The sequence below is a fragment of the Mobilicoccus sp. genome (genome assembly GCF_032060985.1).
Taxonomy (GTDB): domain Bacteria; phylum Actinomycetota; class Actinomycetes; order Actinomycetales; family Dermatophilaceae; genus Mobilicoccus.
In genome coordinates this window covers 51,530-76,289 of sequence record NZ_DAMBGD010000013.1, presented here as the reverse complement: position 1 = coordinate 76,289, position 24,760 = coordinate 51,530, and the positions used below count along the sequence as shown (strand labels likewise).

Here is a 24,760-nt window from a genome sequence, read left to right as displayed (position 1 = left end):
CCGCCCGGCTCCACGCCGTTCGCCTCACGGCTCACGGCTCACGGCTCACGGCTCACGGCTCACGGCTCACGGCTCCCCGCCCGGCTCAGGCCGCCCCCCGGCCCGGCGATCGGGTCGACGTCCACCCGGACGTGCCGCTCACCGTTCACCTCACCCCCCGGCGCCGATCCTCGGGCGGGGGACGAGGGGGCGGTGGAGCGGGACGGGGTCACCGTCGAGCACCTGCTCCGCGGCGAGACGACCGGACTCGACCGCGACCCGATGCGCTCCCCGTCCCCGCCGCTCGTCGACGGCGAGCACGAGGAGGTCGCGGGGGTCGAGGCGGGCGCGCCACAGCCCGACCGCCCGGTCGAGCAGGAGCGCCAGATAGTCCCGGGAGGCCTCGGCCTGGGCGCGGTCCGCCCGCCAGAGCAGGTCGCCCGCGCTCCACAGCTCGAGCGCCGAGCCGCCGCCCCCCGGGCCCGCGGCGTCACCGCCCGCCACCGTCGCCAGGTACGGGCGGGAGGGCCCGAGCACGGGCACCCAGTCGGCGAGCGCCACCTCGTATCGGGCGCAATCGGCGAGGAAGAAGCACGTCGCCGGAACCTCGGTGAAGGCGGCGTGATCGAACGTCCCGTCCGCGAGCAACTCGAAGAGCAGCCGCACGCGTGGCTCGTGGCGGTCCGCGACGCCCGTGAGGTAGTCGTGCAGCCGGTCGCCGGGCAGGGTTCGTCCGTCCCTGAGGCCGTCACGCACCTCCTTCTCGAAGGCGTCCTCGAGGGCGTCCCGGATCCGCTCGGCCATCGCCGCCCCCCGCTGGTGCCCCGCCTGTTCCGCGCTCATCCGTCCTCCCCCAGATCGCCGACGCGCGCAGTCTAGGACGCCCGTCCAACAGCGTCGTCCCACCCGGTCGACATCGGCCGGGCTCTCCCCGGGGGCTCAGCGGGATCGGAACCGGTCGAACACCCGGTACATGAACTCCGTACCGGTGGCGAGTGCGTCGACCCAGATTCGTTCGTCGTTGCCGTGCATGCCGATGAGCTGATCGTTGGTGATGACGTAGGGGTAGACCCCGTAGCCGGGGATCCCCTTCGCGCGCCACGGCTTGAGCGAGGTGCCCGCCTCGAACAACGCCGGGGTGAACACCGCGCCGGGGTAGGTGGCGCGCGCCGAGGCGCTGATGGCCCCGAAGAGCGGGTTGTCGATACCCGCGGCCGGTGTGGCCCATGTCGCGTCGAGGGTCGCGAGCTGTTCCTCCTCGCTCACCCCGGGCGGGGTGACGAGCGTGACCTCGACGTCCCTGTCCCGCAGGATCGTGCGCACCGTCGCGAGGAACTCACGCGGCTTCTGCCCACCCGGCACGGCGCGGCAGTTGACCCGGCACGTGGCCTCCGAGGGGATGACGTTCTCCTTGTATCCCGCCTCCTCGATGACGTACGCGGCGGTGGTCCGCAGCAGGGCCGAGTGCAGGTAGGGGTAGGTGGACCGCGCGATGACGAGTCGTGCCGCCCGCTCGCGGGTGCGCTGGTCCGACGCGTCGAGCAGCATGCCGATCGCGCGGGCGAACCGGCGGTCGTCGGTGGCCTTGGCGAGCGCCGAGTAGTACGCCCGCGTCACCGGAGTCAGCCGGACCGGGGCCTGGTAGGAGCCGAGCTCCGAGACCGCCCGTGAGAGCGCCACGATGGCCGAGTCGGGCATCGGCTTGGAGGAGTGCGTCGCCGTTCCGGTCGAGGTCAGGTCCAGGTTGAAGTACACCTTGTCCTGACGCGTGACGGTGACGAGCATCGGCGTCGTCCCGTCACGCTGGGCGAGGAACCAGCCTCCCTCGGTGAGGACCGCGCCGGCGTCGATCTTGTCCCAGTGGTTCTCGGCGAGCCAGGAGGACCCGTAGTCGCCGGCCTCCTCGTCGGCGTCGGTGAGCACGATGATGTCGCGGTCGAAGGTGTGACCCTCGGAGAGATGACGCAACAGCGCGGAGATGAACGCCGCGTTCGCCCCCTTCATGTCGAGCGCACCGCGCCCGTAGATCTCGCCGCCCTTGACGGTGCCCGCGAACGGGTCGACGGACCAGTTCTTCCTCTCGACCGGCACCACATCGCTGTGACCGAGGACGAGGATCGGCTTGTTCGCAGGGTTCGTGCCCCTGATCCGCGCGATGAGGTGGACGTTGTCGGGGACCGGCGTGGGGATGATCTCCGTCGTGACACCGGCACGATCCCACACTGCCTTGAGCATGTCCGCGTGTTCGCGGGTACGTCCGCCCTTGCCGTGGTTCTGGGTGTCGAACGCGAGCATCCGTGTCAACAGGTCGAGGGAGTCGAGATCCGCCGTCGGGATGGCAGCTCGCGCGGCAGGGGCCTCGCCTGCCGCCGCGGCGGTCGCCGGCACGACACCCGCCCGGGCGAGGGTGGGCGCCGCCAGGGCCGTGGCACCCACGGCACCGGCCGTCCCGAGCAGGAATCCGCGCCGACCCAACGCCCGGCGAGCCTGCCGGTCGCCGTGGGGCGCGTGCGGACGGCCGTGGGAATCGTGAGGATCTGGGTGGAGTTCGTGAGTCACGTCGCCACTCCGTTCGTCTCGTCGGAAGGCCCCATCCGCTCACGGCGATGTGACTCGGACAACACGAGATGGCGTCGAACCTCGTTGAGCGGCAGCCCTTCTGCGGCGAGCGGCTCGACACGCACGACGAGCGGCCGCCGCGGTGGGCCTCGTTCCCGAACGGCTCAGCCCACGTCTCCGTCGAGGTAGACCCAGCGGCCGGCGCGGCGGATGAAGCGGGCCGTCTCGCGCATCGTGTGGGTTGCTCCGGAGGCGTCCTGGCGGCAGGCACGGTAGGTGACGGTGCCCTCGTCGTCGGCCGGGCCCCCTGCGGTCGTGTCGAGGACCTCGAGGCCCGTCCACGTGTCGTCGGCGTCGAGAGTCAGTGATGCCGGCCGGGTGCGCGCATGCCACGACCGCAGCAGGTAGGCGACGTCGCCGAGGGCGAACGCCGCGTACCGCGAGCGCATGAGGGCCTCGGCGCTCGCTGCGGCCACCCCCTCGTGGAGGCGGCCGCAGCAGTCGCCGTACGTCGCGCCGGCACTCGGATACCCGCCGCACGGGCACTCCCGCCGCGTCGGTCGCGAGATCGCGCCGAACGCGCCGCTCACGCCCCCTGCCACACCGCGTCGAACGGCGCGTTCGAGGCGACGCGGGCCTTGATGCCCTCGGTGACGAACGCCTTCGCGGCTCGCGCGGCGGCGAGCGGATCGAGACCCTTGGCGAGTTCGGCGGTGATCGCGGCCGCGAGGGAGCATCCCGCCCCGCTCACCGCGACCTCGCCGATCTTGGGCGCGGAGAGGATCTCCGTCGTCGTGCCATCGTGGTAGACGTCGACGGCGTCCTCACCGGCCAGGCGCACGCCGCCCTTCGCGAGCACGGCGGCTCCGCAGGCCTCGTGGATGCGGCGGGCGGCGGTCTCGAGGTCCTCGACGGTGTCGATCGCGTCCATGCCTGCGAGGGACATCGCCTCGAAATGGTTGGGCGTCACGTACGTCGCGAGCGGCAGGATCTTCTCCGTGAGCGCGGTGTCGGTGTCGAGCGCGGCGCCGGGCTCCTGCCCCTTGCAGATGAGCACGGGGTCGAGCAGCAGCCGCTCCGGCCGGTACTCGGTGAGGGCCTGCGCGACGACGTCGATCGTCGCGGGCGTGCCGAGCATGCCGATCTTCACCGTCTGCAGGTCGTAACAGGCGAACTCCGCCTCGAGCTGGTCGGCGATGACCTGCGGGTCGACCGGGGTGAACCGGTGGCCCCAGTCGCTCTTGGGGTCGAACGCGACGATGCATGTGAGCGCGGCGATGCCGAAGACGCCTCTGGCCTGGAACGTCTTGAGGTCGGCCTGGGCGCCCGCACCACCGGTCGCCTCGGAGCCGGCGATGGTGAGCGCGATGGGGGGCGGGGGCAGGTGCGTGTCGGACATGGGCCCATCCTGCGCCCTGCCCCCACCGCCGCGCACGTGGGTGCGAGGAACGCGTGGGCGACGCACGGCGCCGGGCCCGTGTGGGCGGTGCCGGCGCCGACGACGCGACGGGCCGGCGTCAGCTCCCGGCGAAGTACCGCTGGAGTTTCCGCAGGGACGCCTCGATGCCCTCGGCGTTGCGCTCGGGGGCCTTGACGAGCTTCATGAGCAGGCTCGGGGAGTCGCCGAAGTCGAAGGTCTCGGTGACGCGGGTGCGACCGTCCTCGGCGGGCTCGAACTCCCAGCGCCACCGGTGGCCCCCGGGGTGGCGCCACTCGACGATGCGGCCGGGCTCGATGCGGGTGACCGTGCTCGTGATCGCGTACGGGATGCCCTTCATCGCCATCGACACCCGGAACCGGTCGCCGTACTCCAGCCGCCGAGGCCCGATGACCTGCGGCTTGACGGTTCCGCTCCCGTCGATCTCGTGATGCCGGTGCGGGTTGGCGAGGAGGTCGAAGACCTCCTCGGGGGTGGCGTCGACGACGATCTGTCGGGAGACGCACGTGGGTCCGGCGTCGATGGGGGTCGGGGAGGTCATGAGGACCACGCTAGTCAGGAGGGAGGAGACCGTCACCATCTCGGCCTCCCCCTCGGGTCGGGCACCCGCTCACGACGCCCCGTGGCGAGGGCTGTGCGCACCGCCACCCGCAACGGGATGCCGGGCCGCGTCCACCGGCGACGACGGACGACGCGGCGTTGCTCACGCCCACGCGCATGTCCCCGCTGCAGGGTCGCCCGGCGTCTAGGGTCGGAGCCGACGAGAACGACGTCGTTCCAGGAGGCAGAGGATGACCGCGCAGGATCAGTACGCCGCCAAACGCCGCGAGGCCGGTGAGGCCGTCGGGCTCATCGAGGACGGCTCACACGTCGTCGTCCCGACCGGGGTGGGCGAGCCGCCGACGATCCTCGAGGCCCTCTCCGAGCGCCGCACCGAGTTCCGTGGCGTGACGGTGAGCCAGATCCTCCCGCTGCGCCCCTACGGGTACCTCGACCCCGAGACCGTCGAGCACGTGCGCCACTGTGCCTACTTCGTCGGCGGCCCCACCCGCGCCGGCGCCCAGGCGGGGTGGGTCGACTTCTACCCCTCCTACTTCAGCGAGATGCCGGCGCTGTTCCGTGAGGGGCTGCTGCCCGCCGACGTCGTCGTCGCCATGGCCTCACCGATGGACGCCCACGGCTACTTCTCCCTCGGTCTCGCCCCGGACTACACGATGGCGGCCCTCGAGAAGGCGCGCACGGTGATCCTCGAGGTCAACCCGAACGTCCCGTACGCCTTCGGCCACTGCCACATCCACATCGACCGGGTCGACGCGATCGTCGAGGACGAACGGCCCCTCCTCGAGGTCGGGCTGCCCGAGATCGGGCCGGTGCAGAAGGCGATCGCCGGGCACGTCGCCGACCTCATCCCGAACGGGGCGACCCTTCAGATCGGGTACGGCGGCATCCCCGACGCCGTCGTCATGCAGCTCCTCGAGAAGCGCGACCTCGGCATCCACACCGAGATGATCGGCGACGGCATCCTCTCCCTCGTCGAGGCGGGAGCCGTGACCAACCTCGAGAAGAACGTCGACCGGGGGCGGATGCTCGCGACGTTCGCGTTGGGCTCTCGGCGCCTCTACGACTTCATGGACCGCAACCCGGCCCTGGAGATGCACCCCGTCGACGTGACGAACGACCCCTGTCGGGCCGGTCTCGTCGATCGACTCCACTCGATCAACGGCACGATGCAGATCGACCTCATCGGCCAGTGCGGCTCCGAATCCCTCGGCACGAAGCCGTATTCGGGCACGGGCGGGCAGAGCGACTTCGTGCGCGCCTCCAACCGTTCCCGAGACGGCAAGGCGTTCATCGTCCTGCCCTCGACGGCCAAGGGAGACACGATCACCCGCATCGTGCCGACGCTCACGCCGGGCACCCACGTCTCGACGAGCAAGAACGACATCGACTACGTCGTCACGGAGTTCGGCGTCGCCCGGCTGCGCGGCAAGAGCGCCCACGCCCGCGCGAAGGCGCTCATCGGCATCGCCCACCCCGACTTCCGCGACCAGCTCACCGAGGAGGCGGGCAAGCTCCGGCTGCTCTGAGCGCGAGCCCGCGCACGAGCCGCGGGGCTCCACAGCCCGCGGCCGGCGCGAGGTCGCACGGCATCTCCGCGGCCGAACCGGTCGCCTCAGGACTCCCCCGAGGCGGCCGGTCCGGCGCCTTCTCACGCGTGTGCGCGGCGGTGGCGAGCGCCGGTCACTGCCCGAGCATCGAACGCATCTGAGCGATCTCGGCCTCCTGGGAGGCGATGATCTGCTCCGCCAGCGCCTTGGCCTGCGGGTTCTGACCCTTCTCGAGCTCGGCACGCGCCATGTCGACCGCGCCCTGGTGGTGCTCGATCATGCCCTCGAGGAACAGGCGACCGGCCTCGGGCCCGTCGGCCTGTCGCAGCGCATCCATCTGCTTCTCGTCGAGCATCCCGTCCATGTGACCCGAGTGGTCCATGGGCGGCGGGGTGACACCCCACCCCTGCAGCCATGAGTTCATCGCGTCGATCTCGGGGGCCTGCGCGCTGCGGATCTGCTGGGCGAGTTGCGTCACCTGCGGGTCGACGCCCTGCTTGCCGAGCACGATGTCGGACATCTCGACGGCCTGCTGGTGATGCGGCACCATCATCGACGCGAACGACACGTCCTGCTGGTCGTGCTCGGGGCCGGCGGAGGTCGGGGGCGCCGTGACCGTGGGGGACTCCGTGGCGGGGGTCGTGGGCTCCGGGGACGTGGTGACGGCAGCCGTCGTCGCGGGCGAGGCGGCCGGGGTCGTCGCGGCCGGGTCGGCGGTCGTGCCCTCTCCCCCCTGGCCGCACCCGGTGAGGAGCAGTCCGGCGGCGAGAACGGCGGCGAGGTGGCGGCGACGAATCGTCATGGCGATCATTCCTTCTAGGTCGTCTGGACGTGCCCCCAGTCAACCGCACCCGCTCTTCCCCCTCCACCGGAGGCGCCCCCCGGAGGGCGAAAGGTGTTGACCCGCCCGCGCCCGGCCGGTAGGGAGTGGGCATGACCCTCGCGATCCTGCACAACCCCCGCTGTTCGACCTCCCGCAAGGCCCTCGAGGCGATCGAGGCGGCCGGGGCCGAGGTCGACGTCGTCCGCTATCTCGACTCACCGCTGAGCGAGCGCGCGGTGCTCGACCTCCTCGAGATCCTCGAGGACTCACCCGGCGACCTCGTGCGCCGTGACGCGACGTTCGAACAGCTCGACCTCGCCGAGAGCGACGTCGACTCCCCGGAGAAGGTCGCGGCGGTCCTCGCCGACAACCCCCGGCTCATGCAACGGCCCGTCCTCATCGCCGAGGACGTCGCGATCATCGGGCGCCCGTTCGACCGGGTCGGACCGTTCATCGAGGAACACGGGACCAAGCCCGCCGAGTGATCGCGTCGCTCGGACCACCGGAGGCCGTCCGGGCCGTCCGCGCCGTCCGCGCCGCGGGAGGCGGTCCGCCCGACCGTCTCAGACGCGGGCGGGCGCGTCCGCCGTGGCCAGGGCGTGGGTGCTCATCCGCATGGACACGAGGTCGACGACGGTGAGCGAGTCCAGCGGGACGTCCTCCCACCCCGTGGTGTCGAGGCCACTCGAGGCGAACGCGAGACCTCCGTCGGGAGTACGCCGCACGCGCAGGTCGTAGTACGCCTCGTCGTGGGCGGGCGGCAGGCTCGCGTCGTCGAGTCCGCGTTCGGCGAAGTGGGCGGTGGGCACGGCGGCGTGGGTGCTCGCGCGCACGACGACGAGTTGGTCGACACCGAGGACCATCGCGTTGAGCCCGGCCACGGGGAAGTGCGCGCGGATCGTCGTGATCGTGTCGGCGACCGCTTCCGCGAGTCCCGCACCCTCCGCGATGCGTTCGCGGACGAGGGCGAAGTAGAGCTCGCTGTCGGTGGTGCCCGCACAGTCGCGGAGGAACGCCGGCGAGACGAGGGCGCGGAGATCGGCGATCGGCATGATCGATCCGTTGTGGGCGAGGCCGACCGGGCCGAGGCGCGTCATCGCCCGAAAGGGGTGGGTGTTCACCGACCTCACCGGCAGCCCGCCGGTGGCGAGGCGGAGGTGGGCGACGGCCGCGCGGGAACGGACCCCCTTGAGCGTGTTCGTCAGCGCCGCGTCGCGCATCCCACCACCGGTGCGGCGTCGCCGCTCCAGCCCACCGTCCTGCGTCGTCCACATCGCGCCCCAACCGTCGTCGTGCACGCGGGCGAGGTGCTGGAAGGCGGCGGCCTCCTCGATCCCGAGGACATCGGAGAAGGTCGAGGCTGACGTGGAGGCGAACGCGAGCAGACGGCACATGGCGGACACGGCTTTCGGGCGAGTGACGAGGCGGGTCAGGGTGGCCCACGTCGTCGTGGCAGGACTGGAAGCACAATCGGCAGCGGTTGCGCCCAGCCGAGCACCCCGGTGCGAATACCTGCCCCCGACAGGAAATCCGTATCGGACAGGGTCCTACCTGAGGACCCCCTTGAGCGTGGTCGTCCCACGATCCGAGAAGGCCACCCGTTGGGCGAGGTACAGCTCGGCGCACGCGAGGGCGTCGGTGAGCGCCGCGTGCGCGCGATAGGTCGGCAGGCCGTGGTACCGGCGCGCCTGCCCAAGCCGAAGGGTGCCGGCTCGGGGGTGGTCGTAGGGTCCGGCCGCGAGGCGGCGCTGGAGGTCGAGGGTGTCGACGATCCGGACCGGCAGCGGCGCGGAGAAGACGCGCCGACACGCGGCCGAGAGGAACTCCTCCTCGATGACGGCGTAGTGCGCGAGCAGCACGCGGCCGGCGAGGGCGTCGAGCACCTGCGTGAGGACGTCCTCGAGATCGAGACCCGCGGCGAGGACGTCGTCGGTGAGGCCGTGCACCGTCGCGCTCTGGCCGACCTCCCCGTCGGCGCGGACGATGAGCTGACGGGCGCCGCCGAGGCGGATCACATCGCCGTCGACAGGGACGAATCCCACCGAGAGGATGCGGTCGGTCCTGGGGTCCAGCCCGGTCGTCTCGAGGTCGATCGCGAGGAAGGGCACGTCCGCGAGCCGGGTGGAGCGTCGCGGTGCGGGCACGTCGAGGAACCGGACGAGCGGGGTGTCCTCCCCCGCCGCCCTGCGCGCCCGCTCCCGCCGGCGTCGCTCCCTCCCGAGGATCACGGCGGGTTCCTCACGACGGATTCCTCATGACATGTACCCGAGGGGCTGTCGACCCCCGAGGACGCCCTGCGCGGAGCGGACGACGCCGAACGCATCCTTGAGCGTCCGCTTCTCGAAGTGACCGAGGGTGTCGGGGGCGACGTTGTTGTCCGGGGGCGCCCCCTCGCGGACGCGCTGCGCCTGGTGCCGCAGGCGCACGTAGGAGATGAACTCGAACGCGTCGAGGAGGTCCTCGGCGGCCGACGACCCCATCGCACCGGCGGCGCTCGCGGCCTGCAGTCGGCTGCGGGTGTCCACCGCGGGACTCCCGATCGACAGGGCCAGGACCCGGGCGATCTCGCAGACGGGCCCGACGCCGCGGTGCTTGATGTCCAGGGTGCTCTTCTCGGGTCCGGACTTCTCGACGACGAGCCCCCGGAACAGCCCGATGGGCGGCTGGTGGGCGACCGCCTGCTTGGTGAGATGGGCGAGGAACGGCCGCGCCTCGGGGGTGCGGGAGAGGACGTAGCGGCGCAGGCGTTCGCACAACTCCGGATCACCCGTGAGCGGACGCATGTCGAAGAAGATCGCGGCCCCGATGAGGGCGTCCGGCGTCGGCCGGTCCAGCCATTCGGCGAAGATGCCACGCCACGCCGACTCCGTCTGCCGCCACCGGGGATTCGTCGCCATGACATCGCCAGGACAGCGCGGGAACCCGCACTCGACGAGGCCGTCGGTGACGAACCCGGCGAAGTCCGCGAACCAGTCGGCCTGCTCGGGCGTCACCGAGTCCTCGAGGATGATCGCCGTGTCCTGGTCGCCGCCCAGCCCGGACTCGTACCGGGCCTGCGAGCCGAGCACCACCCAGCAGTAGGGGGCGGGCGCCGGACCGAACTGCGCCTCCGCGAGGGCGATGAGGCGGCGGTGGATCGCATCGGCGAGCGCCGAGATCACCCGGGAGATGTCCCCCGCGGAGGCGTCCTGGGTGACGAGAAGGTCGACGATGGACGGGATCCGCGCCGCGACGTTCGCGAGTCCCGCGGTCGTGCGCTGACGGCCGACGTCCTGCACGAGGTACAGCGGCGAGGAGCGTTCGAGGCGCACGAGATCGGTGTTCGTCACGAGGCCGAGGGGGCGGCCGTCGGGGTCGATGACGGGCAGGTGGTGGATGTCCCGCCCGAGCATCTCGAGCAACGCCTCGAACGCGAGGGCGTCGGAGGGCAGCGTGAGGGGCTCGGGGGTCATCACCTCGGCGACGGTGCTCGTGACCGGCAGCGCCGTCGCGACGACGCGGGCGCGCAGGTCGGAGTCGGTGAGGATGCCGGCGAGATGACCCTCGTCGTCGAGGACGAGGAGGGAGGAGATGTTCTCCTCGCGCATGAGGGCGGCGGCCTCCTGCACCGTGCGGCGGGGGTCGACGGTGATGATCCGCCCGCTCACCATGTCGGAGACCTTGGTGCGGAGCACGGCGCCGCCGTGGTCGGCCACGCTCACCGTCTCGACGGCGGCGCGGAGGCGGTGAGCCTGCTGGAGAAGGAAGTACGAGGCCACCGGGCCGTGATCGAGGAGCTCCTCGAACGCGGCCCGCGGCACCGCGAGCATGAGGGTGTCCTCGACCGCGGTGACGAGGAATCCGTACGGCGGGGCCTCGAGCAAGCCGGTGACGCCGACACTGCCGCCCACGTCGACCCGTTCGACGAGACCGCCGACGCGGTCGTACACGTCGACCGCGCCCGAGCGGACGACGTAGAGCGCCTCGACGGCGCCGTCGGGGTCGAGGACGGTGGTGCCGCGCCGGTGATATCGCATGGTGCACCGCGCGGGCAGGGCGTCGAGCACCGCCGCCGGCAGTTGGGAGAACGGCTCGTGGGCGGCGAAGAAGTCTCTGACCTCGGCGAGTTCCGGTTCCATGATGGCGACACCCTGGCACGCCTCCCAGCCCCACGACGGGAGGTGCCGCGCCCCCCGTCGCCCAGTGGTGATTCCCCGGCGACGAGCGGACACCCGCCGTCGAGGGTGGGTGTGCCGGTGGGGCGTCCCGGGGGTCGGGGCCGCACCGCGAAGACGTCGGAGGCACCGCGAGTTCCGGCGCGGCACCTCCGGCGGGTGGTGCAAGGACGGGAGACGCGGTGTCCGGCCCCCTCGGCGGTGCACCGTGGCCTCACCACACGCGTGACCAGCGCCGAGAACGCCATGGCCCGGGGGTCGGGGATCGCCGCTCACGGGTGGCGACGACGTTCTCCCTGGGACGTGCACCGAGCTGACCAGTACTCTTGGCCGTGCCGCCTACCGGCGGGTACACACGACGAGGTCTGGAGGGGAGGGCGGATGCGCGTCGCAGTGCTCTCCTACCGCAGCAAGCCGCACGTCGGGGGTCAGGGCGTGTACGTGCGGCACCTCACGCGGGCGCTGGCACAGGCCGGGCACGAGGTGACCGTGTTCTCCGGTCAGCCCTACCCCGACCTCGACGAGGGCGTGGGGTTGGTGAAGGTGCCGAGCCTCGACCTCTACCGCGAACCCGACCCGTTCCGGATGCCGCGGCCGCGCGAGTTCCGTGACCTCGTCGACGTGCTGGAGGTCGGGGGCATGCTCACCGCGGCGTTCCCGGAGCCGCTCACGTTCTCCCTCCGCGCCGCGCGCGAGATGCGCCGCCGCGCCGGGCGGTTCGACGTCGTCCACGACAACCAGTGCCTCGGGTACGGGCTGCTCGACATCGCCCGGCACACCCCACTCGTCACGACGACCCACCACCCGATCACCCGCGACCGGGTCACCGACCTCGAGAGCGCGACCGGGTGGCGGCGGCTCACGCTGCGCCGCTGGTACTCGTTCCTCACGATGCAGAAGCGCGTGGCCCGCGCGCAACGGCGCATCCTCACGGTGTCCTCCTCCTCGGCCCGCGACATCGCCGAGGACTTCGGCGTGGACCCCGCGCGCATCGACGTCGTCCCGCTCGGCGTGGAGACCGACGTGTTCTCCCCCGAGGCCCACGCCGGCCCGCGGGTGCCGGGACGGGTCGTGACGATGGCGAGCGCCGACGTCCCGCTCAAGGGCGTCGACGTGCTCCTGCGCGCCCTCGCACGCCGCCGGGCCGCCCATCCCGACGCGCCGCTCGAACTCGTCCTCGTGAGCCGTCCGACCCCCGGCGGCCGCACCGAGAAGCTCGTGCAGCGACTCGGGCTCGCCGACGTCGTCACCGTCCGCAACGGCCTCACCGACGCCGAACTCGCCGCGCTCGTCGCCTCCGCCGAGGTCGCCTGCGTCCCCTCCCGGTACGAGGGCTTCTCGCTGCCCACGGTCGAGGCCATGGCCTGCGGCACCCCCCTCGTCGTCAGCGACGCCGGGGCGATCGGAGAGGTCGTCGGCCACGTCGAGGGTTCCGCGCCGGGCGCGCTCGTCGTGCCGCCGGGCGACGTGGACGCCCTCGCCGCGGCTCTCGACCGGGTCCTTGACGATCCGGAGTTGGCCGCGCGCCTCGGGCGCGGCGGTCGGCTGCGCGCGCTCACCGAGTACTCCTGGCCCACCGTCGCCGCCCGCACCGCCGCCGTCTACGACGAGGCGATCGGCGCGTTCCGGTCCGCCCGTCCCGACGCGGGCCCACCCCGTACCCCGTCGTCCTCGGAGACGCCGGACAGGCAGACCCCCGCCGTGGAGACGTCCGGCGCCCTGGCCGGGCCTCGCCGGGTCGGTCTCCTCGGCGCGGTGGCGACCCTCGCGACCCCCCTGGCCCTGCGCCTCACCCGACCCCAAGGAGCCCCTCGTGCTCACCGTTGACTTCGACCGCCTCGGCCTCCACCCCGGCGACCGCGTGCTCGACCTCGGCTGCGGCGCCGGCCGGCACGCCTTCGAGATGTACCGTCGGGGCGCCGACGTCACCGCGTTCGACCAGGACGCCGACGAGCTCGCGGGCGTCGCCGAGATGTTCGGTGCGATGGCGCAGGAGGGTCAGGGCGCGGCCGACGGGGCCCGTGCCGTCGAGGGCGACGCCCTCCACCTGCCGTTCGCAGATGCCTCGTTCGACCGCGTCGTCGCCGCCGAGGTGCTCGAGCACATCCCGAACGACACCCGCGCCATCACCGAGCTCGTGCGTGTCCTGCGGCCCGGCGGCACGATCGCCGTCACCGTGCCCCGGTACTGGCCCGAGCGCCTCTGCTGGGCCCTGTCGGACGCCTATCACGAGGTCGAGGGTGGGCACGTGCGGATCTACCGCGCCGACGGGCTCGCCGGTCAGCTCACCCAGGCCGGGCTCGAGGTCACCGGGCGCGACCACGCGCACGCGTTGCACGCGCCGTACTGGTGGCTCAAGTGCGCCGTCGGCGTCGACGACGACGCGAACCCGATGGTCAAGGGCTACCACCGCCTGCTCGTGTGGGACCTCATGAAGAAGCCCGCCCTCACCCGGACCGCGGAGCACCTGCTCAACCCGGTCCTCGGCAAGTCGGTCGTGCTCTACGCCCGCAAACCTGCATGAGTCGCCTGCCGAGCGAGTCCGAGCTCCGGCGTACGGGCGCGACGATCGCCGCGACCCAGGCCGCGTGCGGGGCGATCCCCTGGGACGTCGCCGGCGACACCGCCGGCAAGGTCGACCCCTGGGACCACGTCGAGGCCGCGATGGGGCTGCTCGCGACGGGGTTCGACGACGAGGCCGCCGCCGCCTACGACTTCCTCGCGCGCACCCAACGCGCCGACGGCTCGTGGCCGGTCGAATGGCGCCTCGGCGAGGACGGCACCCCGTGGGTCGTCGACGCCGGCTTCGACACGAACCTCACCGGGTACGTCGCCGTGGGGATCTGGCACCACTGGCGCACCCGCGGCGAGGTGCACGCCGTCAAGGCGTGGTGGCCGATGGTGCGGGCGGCGCTCGACGCCGTCGTCGCGCTCCAGCTGCCGAGCGGGGCGGTCGCCTGGGCCACCGGGGAGTACGGCCCCGCCGCCCACGGCCTGCTCGCGGGCACCTCGTGCCTGCACCTCGCGCTCCGGTGCGGCGCCGTGCTCGGCGACGTCGTCGGGGACCCCCGCCCCGACTGGCGCCGGGCGGCCGGCCGCATCGCCGCCGTCGTGGCCGTACGCCCGGACGACCCGAGGGTCTTCGACCCCAAGCCGCGGTACTCGATGGAGTGGTACTACCCCGTGCTCGGCGGCGCCTTGCGCGGCCCGGCCGCCCACGACCGCATCGAGGCACGCTGGGAGGAGTTCGTCGTCCCCGGCCTCGGCATCCACTGCGTCGACGACCACCCGTGGGTCACCGGCGCCGAGACCTGCGAACTCGCCCTCGCCCTCACCGCCCTCGACCGCCGCGAGGAGGCGGCCCGCCTCGTCGCCGACATGCAGCACCTGCGCGATGAGGACGGCTCGTACTGGACCGGGTACGTGTATCCCGACGACGCCCGCTGGCCCATCGAGCGCTCGACGTGGACGGCGGCGGCCGTCATCCTCGCCACCCAGGTGCTGGCGGATCGGGCCGTGCTCGTGGGAGCCTCGAACCATGCCCGCATGTTTGGGAATACATAACTCCACGCGTAGGTTGTGGCGGTGGTCCGGCGATCCCGGACCCGAACCACCGTCTCGCCGCAGGGAGTTCCCATGTCCTCGCCCTCATCGACCACGGAAGCGGGGGCGTCCACGACGCGCCGCCGGCACCGGGGTCTTCGCCCGTCCTTCGGGATGCAGATCCTCCTGGCCCTCGTTCTCGGGCTCGCCCTCGGCTGGGCGGCGCGAGAGTTCCAGGTGGGGTGGCTGTCGGCCACCCTCGAGGGCGTCGGGTCGCTCTTCGTCCAGTTGCTCAAACTCGCGGTGCCGCCGCTGGTGTTCACCGCGATCGTCGTGAGCGTCGCCAACCTCCGCCACGTCGAGAACGCCGCCCGCCTCGTCGGGCAGACCCTCCTGTGGTTCGCCGTCAGCGGGTTCCTCGCCGTGCTCGTCGGCATCGGTCTCGGGCTCGCCACGAACCCGGGCCGCGGCGTCACCCTCGACCTCGGAGCGGCGCAGGCCCCCGAACGCACGGGGTCCTGGACCGACTTCCTCACCGGCATCGTCCCCACCAACCCGGTCGGCGCGTTCGTCGAGGGCAACGTCCTCCAGATCGTCTTCCTCGCGCTCGTCGTCGGCGTCGCCGCCGTCAAGGTCGGCGCCAAGGCCGAGCCGGTCGTACGTCTCTCGGAGGCCGTCCTCGAGGTCACCCAGAAGGCCCTGTGGTGGGTCATCCGTCTCGCGCCGCTCGGCACGCTCGGCCTCATCGGTCACGCCGTGGACGGGTACGGCTGGGACCTCCTGCGCCCGCTCGCGACGTTCACGGTCGACGTCTACGTCGGCTGCGCCATCGTCCTGCTCGTCGTCTACCCGCTGCTCCTCGCGGTGTTCGGCAAGGTCAGCCCGCGCCGCTTCTACGCCGGGGCCTGGCCCGCGATCCAGCTCGGGTTCGTCTCCCGCAGCTCCGTGGGCACGATGCCCCTCACCCAGCGCGTGACGACCGAACGCATCGGCGTCGCTCCTGAGTACGCCTCGTTCGCCATCCCGTTCGGGGCGACCTCGAAGATGGACGGCTGTGCCGCGGTCTATCCGGCGCTCGCCGCGATCTTCGTCGCCCAGATCTTCGGCATCGACCTGTCGTTCCTCGACTACGCGCTCATCGCGTTCGTCTCGGTCGTCGGTTCGGCCGCGACCGCCGGTCTCACCGGAGCGATCGTCATGCTCACCCTCACCCTCAGCACCCTGGGCCTCCCGCTCGCCGGCGCCGGTCTGCTGCTCGCGATCGACCCGATCGTCGACATGATGCGCACCGCCACCAACGTCGCCGGTCAGTCCGCGATGACGACGCTCGTCGCAGCGCGTGAGGGCCTGCTCGACCGCGACGTCCTCGCCGCGCCGCCCGTCAGCCTCGACGAGGACCGCACCCCCACCCCCGTCACGCAGACCGACGACACCGACGTGTCCACCACTGCCGCACGCACGACCCGGGAGCACGCGCGCCTCTGAGCTCACGAAGTCCGGGGCACCCCACCCGAGGCCCTTGCTCCCACGGGAGCGGGGGGCCTCGTCGTGTCCCTGCTGACGGGCGGTGCGCGTCGGAGCGCGGGTGCGTCAGACCACGAGCGCGAGGACGAGCACGATCGGCAGCGAGACGAGTGACGCGATCGAGGTCACCGTCGTCATCGTCTTGAGGCTGCCCTGGGTCGTGAGGCCGAGGAGGGCCTTGAACATCCAGAAGAAGTTGCTGTTGACCTGCAGCGCGAACAGGGACCCTGAGGCGATGGCGAGGCCCATGACGATGGGGGCGACGTCGACGGAGCCGAGGATCGGCGCGATGATCCCGGCCGCGGTGATCGCCGCGACCGACACCGACCCGATCGCGAGGTGAAGGACGGCCGCGATGAACCAGGCGAGCAGGACGCTGAGGAGCACGGGCGCCCCCGCATCGGCGCCGAAGAGGCCCGCGAGCACGTCGGCCAGACCCGTCGCCTTGATGACGGCACCGAGCGACCCACCGATACCGGTGACGAGCAGGATCTCACCCGCGGTGTGGAGGCCGTCGGAGAAGGCCTCACCCGTACGGTCCAGACCCCCGGCGCGGCGGGCGAGGACGTACGCGATGAGAAGACCGAGGAACATCGCGACGTTCGCGTCGCCGAGGAACGAGACGACCTCGTTCTCCATCCCGGCAAGGTTCGCGAACGCCCCCGTCGCGATGAGGACGAGGGGCACGAAGATGGGCAGGAGCGCGACGCCGAGCATCGGCACGTGGTGCCCCTCGGGCAGGCCTTCGGCGCCTCCCGGCTCGTTCTCGTCGGTGTCGAGGAGGGACTCGCTCGTCTCCTCGTCGGTCTCGGGGCGCCACCAGCCCATGCGCAGCATGCGGGAGAAGACCCACGTCGTCGCCACCGCCGTGAGCGGGCCGAGCACGATGCCGTAGAGGAGATACTCCCCGAGCGGCACCTTGAGGAGCCCGGCGATCGACACCGCGGAGAGACCCGGAACGACGAACACGTAGCCGCAGAAGATGCCGGTCCCGAGTGCCCCCGCCATGAGCGCGAGCCCGTGTCCCTCCATGTGCCTGGCGGAGGATCGCGCGACCGGTGCACCGAGCACGACCTGCACATCGACGTAGATGGAGGGGAAGATCGTCGAGAGCGCCACGGCGAGCGCATACGGGATCCGTCTCGTGCCCACCAGGTCGAGCAGCCGGCCGACGAGCCGGGAGAACGTGCCTGTGACGTGCAGCAACGAGCCGATGAGCACGCCGAAACCGATGAGGAGACCGATCTTCGCCATGATGTCGCCGAAGCCGCTCGTGATCGCCTCAACGGTCTTCTCGAACCCGATCCCGCTCGCGAGGCCGAGGTAGAGACAGCCGAGGACGAGGGCGATGATCGGGTCGACCCTGCCCCGGACGATGAGGAGGACGATCGCGACGATGGCGATCGTCGTGTGCAGCGCGATCACGTCGACTCCGTTTCCCGTGGGCGAGTGGCGTCGGCGGTGACGTCGGAGCCCATCGTGACCCAGGAGGGGTTCGGCGCGGGGCGTTGGCGCCGTCCCGCTTCAGGATTCGACCCGGCGCCGCCGGTCCGGCGCCGGGGTCAGTCGGGTGTGTCGAGCCGGTCACCGGCCCCACCGACGACCCGGCGCAGCACACGCATCGACCCCAGGTGCCGGGTCTCCTCCCAGTGACCGGACTCGACCGCGCGGCGGTAGCAGCGCCACGGCGCCTGACCACCGTCCTCCGGGTGTTCGAAGACGTCGTGGAACACGAGCGTGCCGCCTGCGGCGACCCACCGGCCGAAACCGAGGTAGTCGTTCGTCACGTGCTCGTCGGTGTGTCCGCCGTCGATGAACAGCAACGCGAGCGGCGTGCGCCAGTACCTCGCGACGAGCAAAGCCCGGCCGATCACGGCGACGACCTCGTCCTCCAACCCCGCGTCGACCATCGTGCGCCGGAAGAACGGGAGCGTGTCGATGCGGCCGGCGTGCGCGTCGACGAGGCTCGGGTCGTGGTACTCCCACCCCGGCTGGTTCTCCTCACTGCCGCGGTGGTGGTCGACTGTGAAGGCGACGGCGTCGGGCGCACCGAGCTCCCAGGTGCGGCGCACCGCCGCGCCGAGGTACACGGCGGACTTGCCGCACCACGTGCCGACCTCGAGCAGCGGCCCCGCGTCGGCGGCGGCGACGGCCTCGGCGTAGAGCAGATCGCCCTCGTCGACCGGCATGAACCCCCGCGCCTCGTGGGCCAGGCGGCGCAGGTCGGCCGGCATGAGGACGGTCTGGTCGGAGGGGAGGGCGGCGCTGTCGACATCGGTCACGCGAGCAGCCTACGGAGGTCGGATGCGCGTGCCTCACGCACACGGCATGCTCGCGGTATGCATGTCCGACCGATGATCCTCTCGATCGGCGACCCGAGGGGTCGAGGCGCGGGGGTGCGACGCCTCGCCGGCGCCGCCGTCACCGAGCTCCCCCGCGGTGCCGCGTTCTCGCTCGGGCCGATCCTCGCCGTCCAGGGTGCGCGCACCCTCGCCCGCGTACCCCGACTGCCCGAGGCGGGCGGGCCCCGGCACGGGGTCGTCGGCGACGACGTCGGCGGGGCGCTCGACCTCCTCGTCATCGGGGAGTCGACCGCCGTGGGCGTCGGGGTCGACACCCACGAGGAGGGGCTGGCCGCGGCCGTCGCGCGGCGGTGGCACGAGACGACCGGGGAGTGCGTGCGGTGGTCGGTCATCGGCCGCAACGGGGCGCGACTCCGTGCGACCCCGCAGCGCCGACTCCCCGCCGCTTCCGGCGAATTCGACTGCGCCGTCGTCGTGCTCGGCGTCAACGACACCCTCGGACTCACGTCCGCCCGGCGCTGGCGGCGCGAGGTCGAGTCGCTGGTGCGCACACTTCGCGGCGGGCTGCGGGACGGCGGCCTCGTCGTCCTCGCCGGGGTGCCGCAGCTCGCGCACTTCCCGGCCCTCCCCCAACCCCTGCGCACCGTCATGGGGCTGCACGGACGCGTCCTCGACGACGTCCTCGCCCACCTCGCGGATGAACACGTCGACATCGTCCACGTCCGCACCCCTGCGATGGAGGACCGTGCCGACCTCGCCGACGACGGCTTCCACCCCTCCGCGCGAGGTTACCGGCAGTGGGGCGAGCTCATCGCCGACGTGGCGGTGCTGCCGTGGTGGGGTGAGGGCGACCCCGTCACCCGCACGACCGGGCCGTCGGCGTGAACACCGGGCGGCTCACTCCGGCAACGCGCGCGAATCGACGAGCTGCGCCGCGACCTCGCGGAGCTTGACGTTGCGGTCCTGGGAGTATCGGCGCAACACCGAGAAGGCCTGATCGCGGTCGAGCTTGAAGCGCTCCATGAGGATGCCCTGTGCCATGCCGATCATGTGGCGGCTGTCGATCGCGCCACGCAGTTCCTCGCGTTCCTTGTCGGCCGCGAGGGCGACGGAGGCGTGGGTGGCGAGGATCGTGCCGACGACGGCGTCGTTCTCGCTGAACCGTTCGGTCGTCGTCGCGTAGAGATTGAGGGCACCGAGGGTGCCCGCGGCCGTCTGCAACCGGACCGAGAGAACGCTGCGGACCCCGAGATCCTTGACCCGCCCGCACCACACCGGCCATCGGTCCTCGACCTCGGTGTCGTCGATGATGAACCGGTCGCGTTCGGCGATGGCCTCGAGGCACGGGCCGTCGCCCGCCTCGAGCTGGAGTTCGTCGGCGCGGACGACGGTCTCGGAGCTCACCGCGGCCGACTCGACCCGGCCCTTGCGCACGAGCATGATGCCGCCGAGGTCGGCGTCGACAGCGGCGATCGCTGCGCGGAGTACCTCCGCGAGGGTCATGTCGAAGTCCGACGCCTGCAGCCGCTCGGCGAGTTCCGCGAACTCGACCGCGAGGCGATTCGCCTCGGTCATCTCGTGTCTCCTCCATTCGCCGGAACCGACATGCCCAGGTCGCAGCACGAATCGGGCACGGGGCGTCTCACGATACGCGAGGGTAGGGAAGAACGCCCGAAACGCGAAGTCGCACCGCCGAGACGCGTCACATCGCGTCCCGGGTCCCCGGAGGACGACGGCGCCGACCCCACCGGACTCGGCAGGGTCGGCGCCGTGCGTGCGAGCGGACTCAGTTCCCGAGGGCGGGGCGATCCTGGACCTTGAGGGAGGCGAGACGGGCCTCGATCTCGGCATCCTGCCCGTAGTCCTCGAGCTCGGCGAACTGATCCTCGATCGAGGTCGCCGCCGCCTCCTGCCGACCGGCGACGAGGGCCTCCTGCTGCTTGATCCGGTCCTCGAAGCGGGAGAGCTCACTCGTGGGGTCGAGGACGTTGATCGACCCCATCGCCTGCTGCACCTTGTTCTGCGCCTCGACCGTGCGAGAGCGGGCGACGAGCGCGGAGCGGCGACCCTTGAGGTCCTCCAACTTGGTCTTCATCTGCGTGAGACCGGACTTGAGCTGGTCCACGGTCGCGTTCTGCTGCGCGATGACCGGCTCGGCCTCCCGGGCCTCCTTCTCGTGCTGGATCTGCCGACCGATCGCGATCTTGGCGAGGTTGTCGAACTTGTCCGCGCCCGCGGTGTCACCGGAGCCGCGCAGCTGCTCGGCCTTCTGCGACGCGGCGGCGGCCTTGCGGCCCCACTCCGCGGCGGCGTCGACGTCCTCGCGGTGATCGGCCTCGATCATGCGGACCTGGGCGATGGTCTGCGCCACGGCCTCCTCGGCCTCCGCGATGGAGTTCGTGTAGTCGCGCACGAGCTGGTCGAGCATCTTCTCGGGGTCCTCGGCACGGTCGAGGAGCGAGTTGATGTTGGCCTTCGCGAGCTGGGCGACTCGGCCGAGGATGGTCTGCTTCTGAGCCACGGTGGGTCCCTTCGTCATGCGTCGAGTGGTTCGTGTCGATCTGTCTGGTCGTGCGTGCCGTCCCGGTCGTCGGCGTCGTGTCGGTCGTGTCGTGTCGGTCGTGTTCGTCGCGCCGGTGGCGATCATCGGGCTGGTCGCGACGGTGTGCTGGTGCTGCAGCGGAACAGCGGTGGTCAGAATCCTCCGCCGCCGCCGAAACCACCCCCGCCACCGAAGCCGCCACCGCCGCCGAAACCGCCTCCACCGCCGAAGCCCCCACCTCCGCCGCCGAAGCCGCCGCCACCGCCCCAGCCGCTGTCGTGGCCACCGCCGCCGAGTCCGCCGGCGAGGATCCCGCCGAGGACGAGGGAGCCGAGGTCGATACCGCCACTGCGGCCCCGTCCGCGATAGCCGCCGCCCCAGGGGCCCCCTCCCCAGGAACCTCCGCCGCCACCGCCCCAGCCGTTCTGGTCCTCGTCGGCGAGCCGGAGAGCCTCCTCACCCAGCTGCTGCGCCCGGGCGAGGAGCGAGAGCGCCCGCTCGGGGTCGCTCGCGGCGAGACCGGTGGCCTCGTTGTAGACCCGCAGGGCCTCGGAGATCCGCGTGCGGGCGTCGGTGCCGACCGCGCCGCGGTGCACGCGGATCGTCTCGTCGATGGACATGAGTCGGGCGCGGGCGCGGTCGAACCGTTCCTCGAGGTCGGCCCTGGTGCGCCGGCCCGCCACCTCGGCGTCGCGGTAGCGCTGGAGGGCGTTGTCGAGGTCGTTCTCCGCGGCGTCGAGCGCGGCGAGCGCGCCGAGGGGGTCGCCGCCGGAACGCGCCGCGCGGCCCTGCTCGATGGCCGTGGACGCGGCGGCGAGCGCGTCGCGGGTGAACTGGTCGTCGGCGCCGAGGCGTTCCGCGTCGGCGACGTCGGAGCTGATCGAGGCGAGCCGACGGTCGAGCTCCTCGGCCGCGCGCGGCAACTCGAGGTGGGCACGGTCCACCGCGTCGAGAAGGGAGGTGGCCTGCCCCAGCGCGTCCTCGGCCCCGCGGGCGGACACCACCGCGGCGGGCCGGTCGTTGTCGGAGAGGTGCTCACGCCCCGAGGAGATGAGGCCCCGCGCCGCCTTGACGAGGGCGCCGGCGTGGTCGACGTTGGCGCGCACGGTACGCAGGGCCTGCTCGGAGTACGTCGCCCGTAGAGCCTGGAGCTGCTGGGTGGCGGCCGGGATTCGTGAGGTCACCTCGCCGATGCGGGTCTCGAGGTCGCCGAGCATCTGCGGCACCTTGGACTGCAGATTGCGCATCTGCCGGAACTCCTCGGCGTGCTCCTCGAGGGCTTCGTCGGCCTCGGTCGCGAGGTCGATGATGCGCTGCCAGGCGCCCGGGCGCTGCGGCTCGGCGATCTCACCGTCGTCGATCTGGTGCTGGATGCGGAACGCCTCGACCGATCCGGCCTTGGCCTTCTCGAGCGCCTCCCGGAACCTCACGGTGGCCTGGGTGCCGAACTGGGCCTCGGCGAACGCGAGCTCCTCACCGGAGGAGCGGATCTCGTCATCGAGCGCGACGAGTGCCGCCGCCGACCGCTGGGCGAGCTCGGCCGGGCTCGCCGAGCCGGCCGGTCCCCCCGGGCCGCCGATGACCGGCCCGATCCTCCGATCCTGCGGGGTGCCCGCCAGCCCCTCCTGCCCCTGGTTCTCCTGCGCATGCTTGCGACGGCGTCGAGACCCCAACAGCGCCGCCCCACCGAGGGCGACCGCGAGCGCACCACCGCCGACGGCGACGGTCGTGCCCACTCCGCCCCCGCCACCGCTGCCGCCCCCACCCTTGGCCGACCCGAGCCCATCGGCCGCGGCGATCACCGCGTCGGCCCACGACCCCTGGCCGTTCGCGGCCCGGCTCAGGGCGGGTTCCACGTCCTCGCGGTTGACCCGGTCGAGATCACGCCGGGTGAGGCCGGAGGCCTCCGTCGTCCACGGACTGTAGAGACGATCCTCCGTGGCGATCGCATACAACACGTCGTTGCCGCCGAAGCCGGACTTCTCGAAGGCCTGCTTCGCCCAGGCGTCGGGGCTGAGCCCGTCGAAGGACTTGACGAACACGACGTGGAGATCGAGACCGTCCTCGCTCTTCAACTCGTCGATGCTCTGTTGCACCTTGCCGGTGTCGCCGCCCAGCACCCCTGCGGTGTCGGCGATCGGTCCCCGCACCGCGGAGGGCGGCTCGGCCCAGGCACCCCCGGCGAACCCCCCGACTGCGAGCGCGACTCCCAGCCCCGCCACGGCGCTCGCCCGCGTGACCACACGCCGAGCCGTCGCAGATGGCGTCCTGACCCCTCGTTCGTTACCCACGTCACGATCCTCCCCGGCCCGGGCCGGGGACGCAACGCCGACGCCGAGGAGCGGGTGGGGCGGCCGGGACGCCTCGTCACCGGCCACCGGCACGAAGCGGGAGGGTCACCGGCCGCACCGGCCCGTTGTCACCGCGGCCGCGGGCGCGCGATCTGCGCCGTCGGCGGCGGGGGCGTGAGCCGACGCGAGCGGGGGCTCCCGCATCGTGTCAGCCGGCCACCTGGGGTCGGGTCCCTCGCGTCGGGCCCCCGCGTCGGGTCGGACCGGGTGCGGGCGACGGCCCGACGCGCCAGACGCGGCCGCGCCCGGCGGACCGCGGCCCAGTGCGGCCGGGAGGCGGTGCGGACCTCAGGGGCGGGAGTCGCCGGATCGGGTGAGGAAGGCGAACAGCAGGGCGACCGCGAGTGCGAGCGCCGATTCCGGGACGCCGACGACGGCGAGGAACACGACGGCGAGCGTGACGTCGGGGCCGCGAAGCAGGACCCGGACGAGTCCGACCGGGATCGCCCCCATCGGCGTCATCGCCACCTCACCGGCAGCCAGTCCGGCGGAACCCTGCGGGGCGCTGCGCAGCACGCCGGCGCACGTGCCGATGACGAGCGCCGCCGTCGTCGCCACCGACAGCCCGAGGAGGGCGCCGACGACCGCGAGCCATGTGCTCGCCACCAACGCCGGGGCCACGAGGTAGGCGGCCCGGACGAGGGGGTCGCGGGCCGGGAGCAGTCGGTGCAGCGCGCTCGAACGTGTCCACCATCGCAGCCCGCTCGCCGCGCCGCCGGCGAGGACGACGGCGAGGACCGCGGTGACGATCAGTGCGGCGGTCCGGCCGAACAGCGCACCGGTGACGACCGGCACCGGCACGGCGGCGACCGCCGCGAGCACCGGGGTGCGGGCCCGTCGCAGGCGCCGCAGATCGGCGGCGACGACGGGTCGGAGCCCGTGGCCTCGCAGGCGCCGGGAACCGAAGCGTCCGCGCCTGGCGAGGGTGCGCACGGCTCCGAGCTCCGCGATCGCCCCGCCCTCGAGCATGAGCAGGCTGGAGGTGAGCGCCTGGGCGGCGTCCCCGCCGCGCTGCAGTTCCGTCATCGACAGTCGTCGCGCCCGGGCGGGGACTCCGAGCCACCCGACGACGGTGAGCAGGGCCGCGCCGGCGGCGACGCCGAGGAGGGTCCCCGCGACGGTGTCGCCGTGCCTGCCGGTACCCGCACCCGCCACGCCGGGCAGGGCGGCGAGGAGGACCGCGGACCACGGCCCGAGGACGGCGACGAGGGCCGCGACCCCGAGGGTGATCAGACAGCCCGCACCGACCGACCACCACCGCGCGCCGCACGGACCTGCCCCCGTCGACTCGGGGGGTCTGGGCGAGCGCGGCGAGGACGACGATCGCGGCCCCGAGCGTGAGTCCCGCGAGGGTGCCGGCGAGCAGGAGGAGCGGGGCGGGCCGCCCCGAGCCGAGGGCGGCCATCGACAGGGCACCGGCGAGGCCGCCGACGAAG

The 24,760-nt window shown here is 72.6% G+C and carries 22 protein-coding genes; 7 read left to right on the top strand and 15 right to left on the bottom strand.

All coding sequences use genetic code 11. From position 1 onward, the window contains the following. Positions 1–150: 150 nt before the first annotated feature. From RT054_RS11155 to RT054_RS11135, 5 genes are all read right to left on the bottom strand, one after another. On the bottom strand, positions 151–822 hold the full coding sequence (locus tag RT054_RS11155; protein ID WP_312720867.1) for a hypothetical protein: 672 nt from the start codon (positions 820–822) through the stop codon (positions 151–153). A gap of 96 nt (positions 823–918) precedes the next feature. After that, a complete protein-coding gene (locus tag RT054_RS11150; protein ID WP_313023634.1) occupies positions 919–2,538 on the bottom strand; it encodes a M20/M25/M40 family metallo-hydrolase in 1,620 nt (539 codons plus the stop codon). A gap of 164 nt (positions 2,539–2,702) precedes the next feature. After that, the gene (locus RT054_RS11145; RefSeq protein ID WP_312720870.1) at positions 2,703–3,128 is read right to left on the bottom strand and encodes a YchJ family metal-binding protein; all 426 of its coding nucleotides are present in this window, start codon (positions 3,126–3,128) and stop codon (positions 2,703–2,705) included. Then, complete coding sequence (thiD, locus tag RT054_RS11140; RefSeq protein WP_312720872.1) at positions 3,125–3,937, bottom strand: bifunctional hydroxymethylpyrimidine kinase/phosphomethylpyrimidine kinase; 813 nt, start codon at positions 3,935–3,937, stop codon at positions 3,125–3,127. The genes RT054_RS11145 and thiD overlap by 4 nt, the downstream gene beginning before the upstream one ends. Before the next feature lie 118 nt (positions 3,938–4,055). After that, entirely contained in the window at positions 4,056–4,517 is a 462-nt protein-coding gene (locus tag RT054_RS11135; RefSeq protein WP_312720874.1) for an SRPBCC family protein, read from the bottom strand. A 250-nt stretch (positions 4,518–4,767) separates the two neighbouring features. Between RT054_RS11135 and RT054_RS11130 the strand changes: the two genes are divergently transcribed. Next, on the top strand, positions 4,768–6,063 hold the full coding sequence (locus RT054_RS11130) for an acetyl-CoA hydrolase/transferase C-terminal domain-containing protein (protein WP_313023632.1): 1,296 nt from the start codon (positions 4,768–4,770) through the stop codon (positions 6,061–6,063). A 154-nt stretch (positions 6,064–6,217) separates the two neighbouring features. Here the strand turns inward: RT054_RS11130 and RT054_RS11125 are convergent, their stop codons facing one another. After that, the gene (locus tag RT054_RS11125; RefSeq protein WP_313023631.1) at positions 6,218–6,886 is read right to left on the bottom strand and encodes a DUF305 domain-containing protein; all 669 of its coding nucleotides are present in this window, start codon (positions 6,884–6,886) and stop codon (positions 6,218–6,220) included. Positions 6,887–7,017: 131 nt separating this feature from the next. Here RT054_RS11125 and RT054_RS11120 point away from each other — a divergent pair, with 131 nt between their 5' ends. Beyond that, the gene (locus RT054_RS11120) at positions 7,018–7,392 is read left to right on the top strand and encodes an ArsC/Spx/MgsR family protein (protein WP_313023630.1); all 375 of its coding nucleotides are present in this window, start codon (positions 7,018–7,020) and stop codon (positions 7,390–7,392) included. A gap of 78 nt (positions 7,393–7,470) precedes the next feature. Here RT054_RS11120 and RT054_RS11115 read toward each other — a convergent pair whose 3' ends face one another. The 3 genes from RT054_RS11115 to RT054_RS11105 all read right to left on the bottom strand — a co-directional run bounded on the left by RT054_RS11115 (position 7,471) and on the right by RT054_RS11105 (position 11,025). Continuing rightward, entirely contained in the window at positions 7,471–8,301 is an 831-nt protein-coding gene (locus tag RT054_RS11115) for a class II glutamine amidotransferase (RefSeq protein WP_313023653.1), read from the bottom strand. A 153-nt stretch (positions 8,302–8,454) separates the two neighbouring features. After that, on the bottom strand, positions 8,455–9,135 hold the full coding sequence (locus tag RT054_RS11110) for an exonuclease domain-containing protein (protein ID WP_313023628.1): 681 nt from the start codon (positions 9,133–9,135) through the stop codon (positions 8,455–8,457). A 24-nt stretch (positions 9,136–9,159) separates the two neighbouring features. Further along, on the bottom strand, positions 9,160–11,025 hold the full coding sequence (locus tag RT054_RS11105; RefSeq protein WP_313023626.1) for a DUF294 nucleotidyltransferase-like domain-containing protein: 1,866 nt from the start codon (positions 11,023–11,025) through the stop codon (positions 9,160–9,162). A 417-nt stretch (positions 11,026–11,442) separates the two neighbouring features. On the opposite strand from RT054_RS11105, the gene RT054_RS11100 reads away from it, so the two are divergent. From RT054_RS11100 to RT054_RS11085, 4 genes are all read left to right on the top strand, one after another. Then, on the top strand, positions 11,443–12,888 hold the full coding sequence (locus RT054_RS11100; RefSeq protein WP_313023625.1) for a glycosyltransferase family 4 protein: 1,446 nt from the start codon (positions 11,443–11,445) through the stop codon (positions 12,886–12,888). Continuing rightward, positions 12,875–13,585 (top strand): class I SAM-dependent methyltransferase, encoded by a 711-nt coding sequence (locus RT054_RS11095; protein ID WP_313023624.1) that lies wholly within the window; start codon positions 12,875–12,877, stop codon positions 13,583–13,585. Before RT054_RS11100 ends, RT054_RS11095 begins: the two co-directional genes overlap by 14 nt. Then, positions 13,582–14,625: a prenyltransferase gene (locus RT054_RS11090; protein ID WP_313023623.1), complete on the top strand. Its 1,044-nt coding sequence runs from the start codon at positions 13,582–13,584 to the stop codon at positions 14,623–14,625. The genes RT054_RS11095 and RT054_RS11090 overlap by 4 nt, the downstream gene beginning before the upstream one ends. Positions 14,626–14,697: 72 nt before the next feature. Further along, complete coding sequence (locus RT054_RS11085) at positions 14,698–16,089, top strand: dicarboxylate/amino acid:cation symporter (RefSeq protein ID WP_313023622.1); 1,392 nt, start codon at positions 14,698–14,700, stop codon at positions 16,087–16,089. 105 nt (positions 16,090–16,194) lie between these two features. Here RT054_RS11085 and RT054_RS11080 read toward each other — a convergent pair whose 3' ends face one another. Then, positions 16,195–17,553, bottom strand: a complete 1,359-nt coding sequence (locus RT054_RS11080) for an SLC13 family permease (protein WP_313023620.1) — start codon at positions 17,551–17,553, stop codon at positions 16,195–16,197. Positions 17,554–17,690: 137 nt separating this feature from the next. After that, positions 17,691–18,410 (bottom strand): class I SAM-dependent methyltransferase, encoded by a 720-nt coding sequence (locus RT054_RS11075; RefSeq protein WP_313023619.1) that lies wholly within the window; start codon positions 18,408–18,410, stop codon positions 17,691–17,693. A gap of 72 nt (positions 18,411–18,482) precedes the next feature. Between RT054_RS11075 and RT054_RS11070 the strand changes: the two genes are divergently transcribed. Next, positions 18,483–19,316, top strand: a complete 834-nt coding sequence (locus RT054_RS11070) for an SGNH/GDSL hydrolase family protein (RefSeq protein WP_313023617.1) — start codon at positions 18,483–18,485, stop codon at positions 19,314–19,316. A gap of 12 nt (positions 19,317–19,328) precedes the next feature. Here RT054_RS11070 and RT054_RS11065 read toward each other — a convergent pair whose 3' ends face one another. The 4 genes from RT054_RS11065 to RT054_RS11050 all read right to left on the bottom strand — a co-directional run bounded on the left by RT054_RS11065 (position 19,329) and on the right by RT054_RS11050 (position 24,740). Further along, positions 19,329–20,006 (bottom strand): GAF and ANTAR domain-containing protein, encoded by a 678-nt coding sequence (locus RT054_RS11065; protein ID WP_312722707.1) that lies wholly within the window; start codon positions 20,004–20,006, stop codon positions 19,329–19,331. Positions 20,007–20,217: 211 nt separating this feature from the next. Further along, positions 20,218–20,970 (bottom strand): PspA/IM30 family protein, encoded by a 753-nt coding sequence (locus RT054_RS11060; RefSeq protein WP_312722705.1) that lies wholly within the window; start codon positions 20,968–20,970, stop codon positions 20,218–20,220. 155 nt (positions 20,971–21,125) lie between these two features. Next, positions 21,126–23,264: a TPM domain-containing protein gene (locus RT054_RS11055; RefSeq protein WP_313023616.1), complete on the bottom strand. Its 2,139-nt coding sequence runs from the start codon at positions 23,262–23,264 to the stop codon at positions 21,126–21,128. Between the two features lie 348 nt (positions 23,265–23,612). Next, on the bottom strand, positions 23,613–24,740 hold the full coding sequence (locus tag RT054_RS11050) for a DUF6297 family protein (protein ID WP_313023615.1): 1,128 nt from the start codon (positions 24,738–24,740) through the stop codon (positions 23,613–23,615). Positions 24,741–24,760 lie beyond the last annotated feature (20 nt).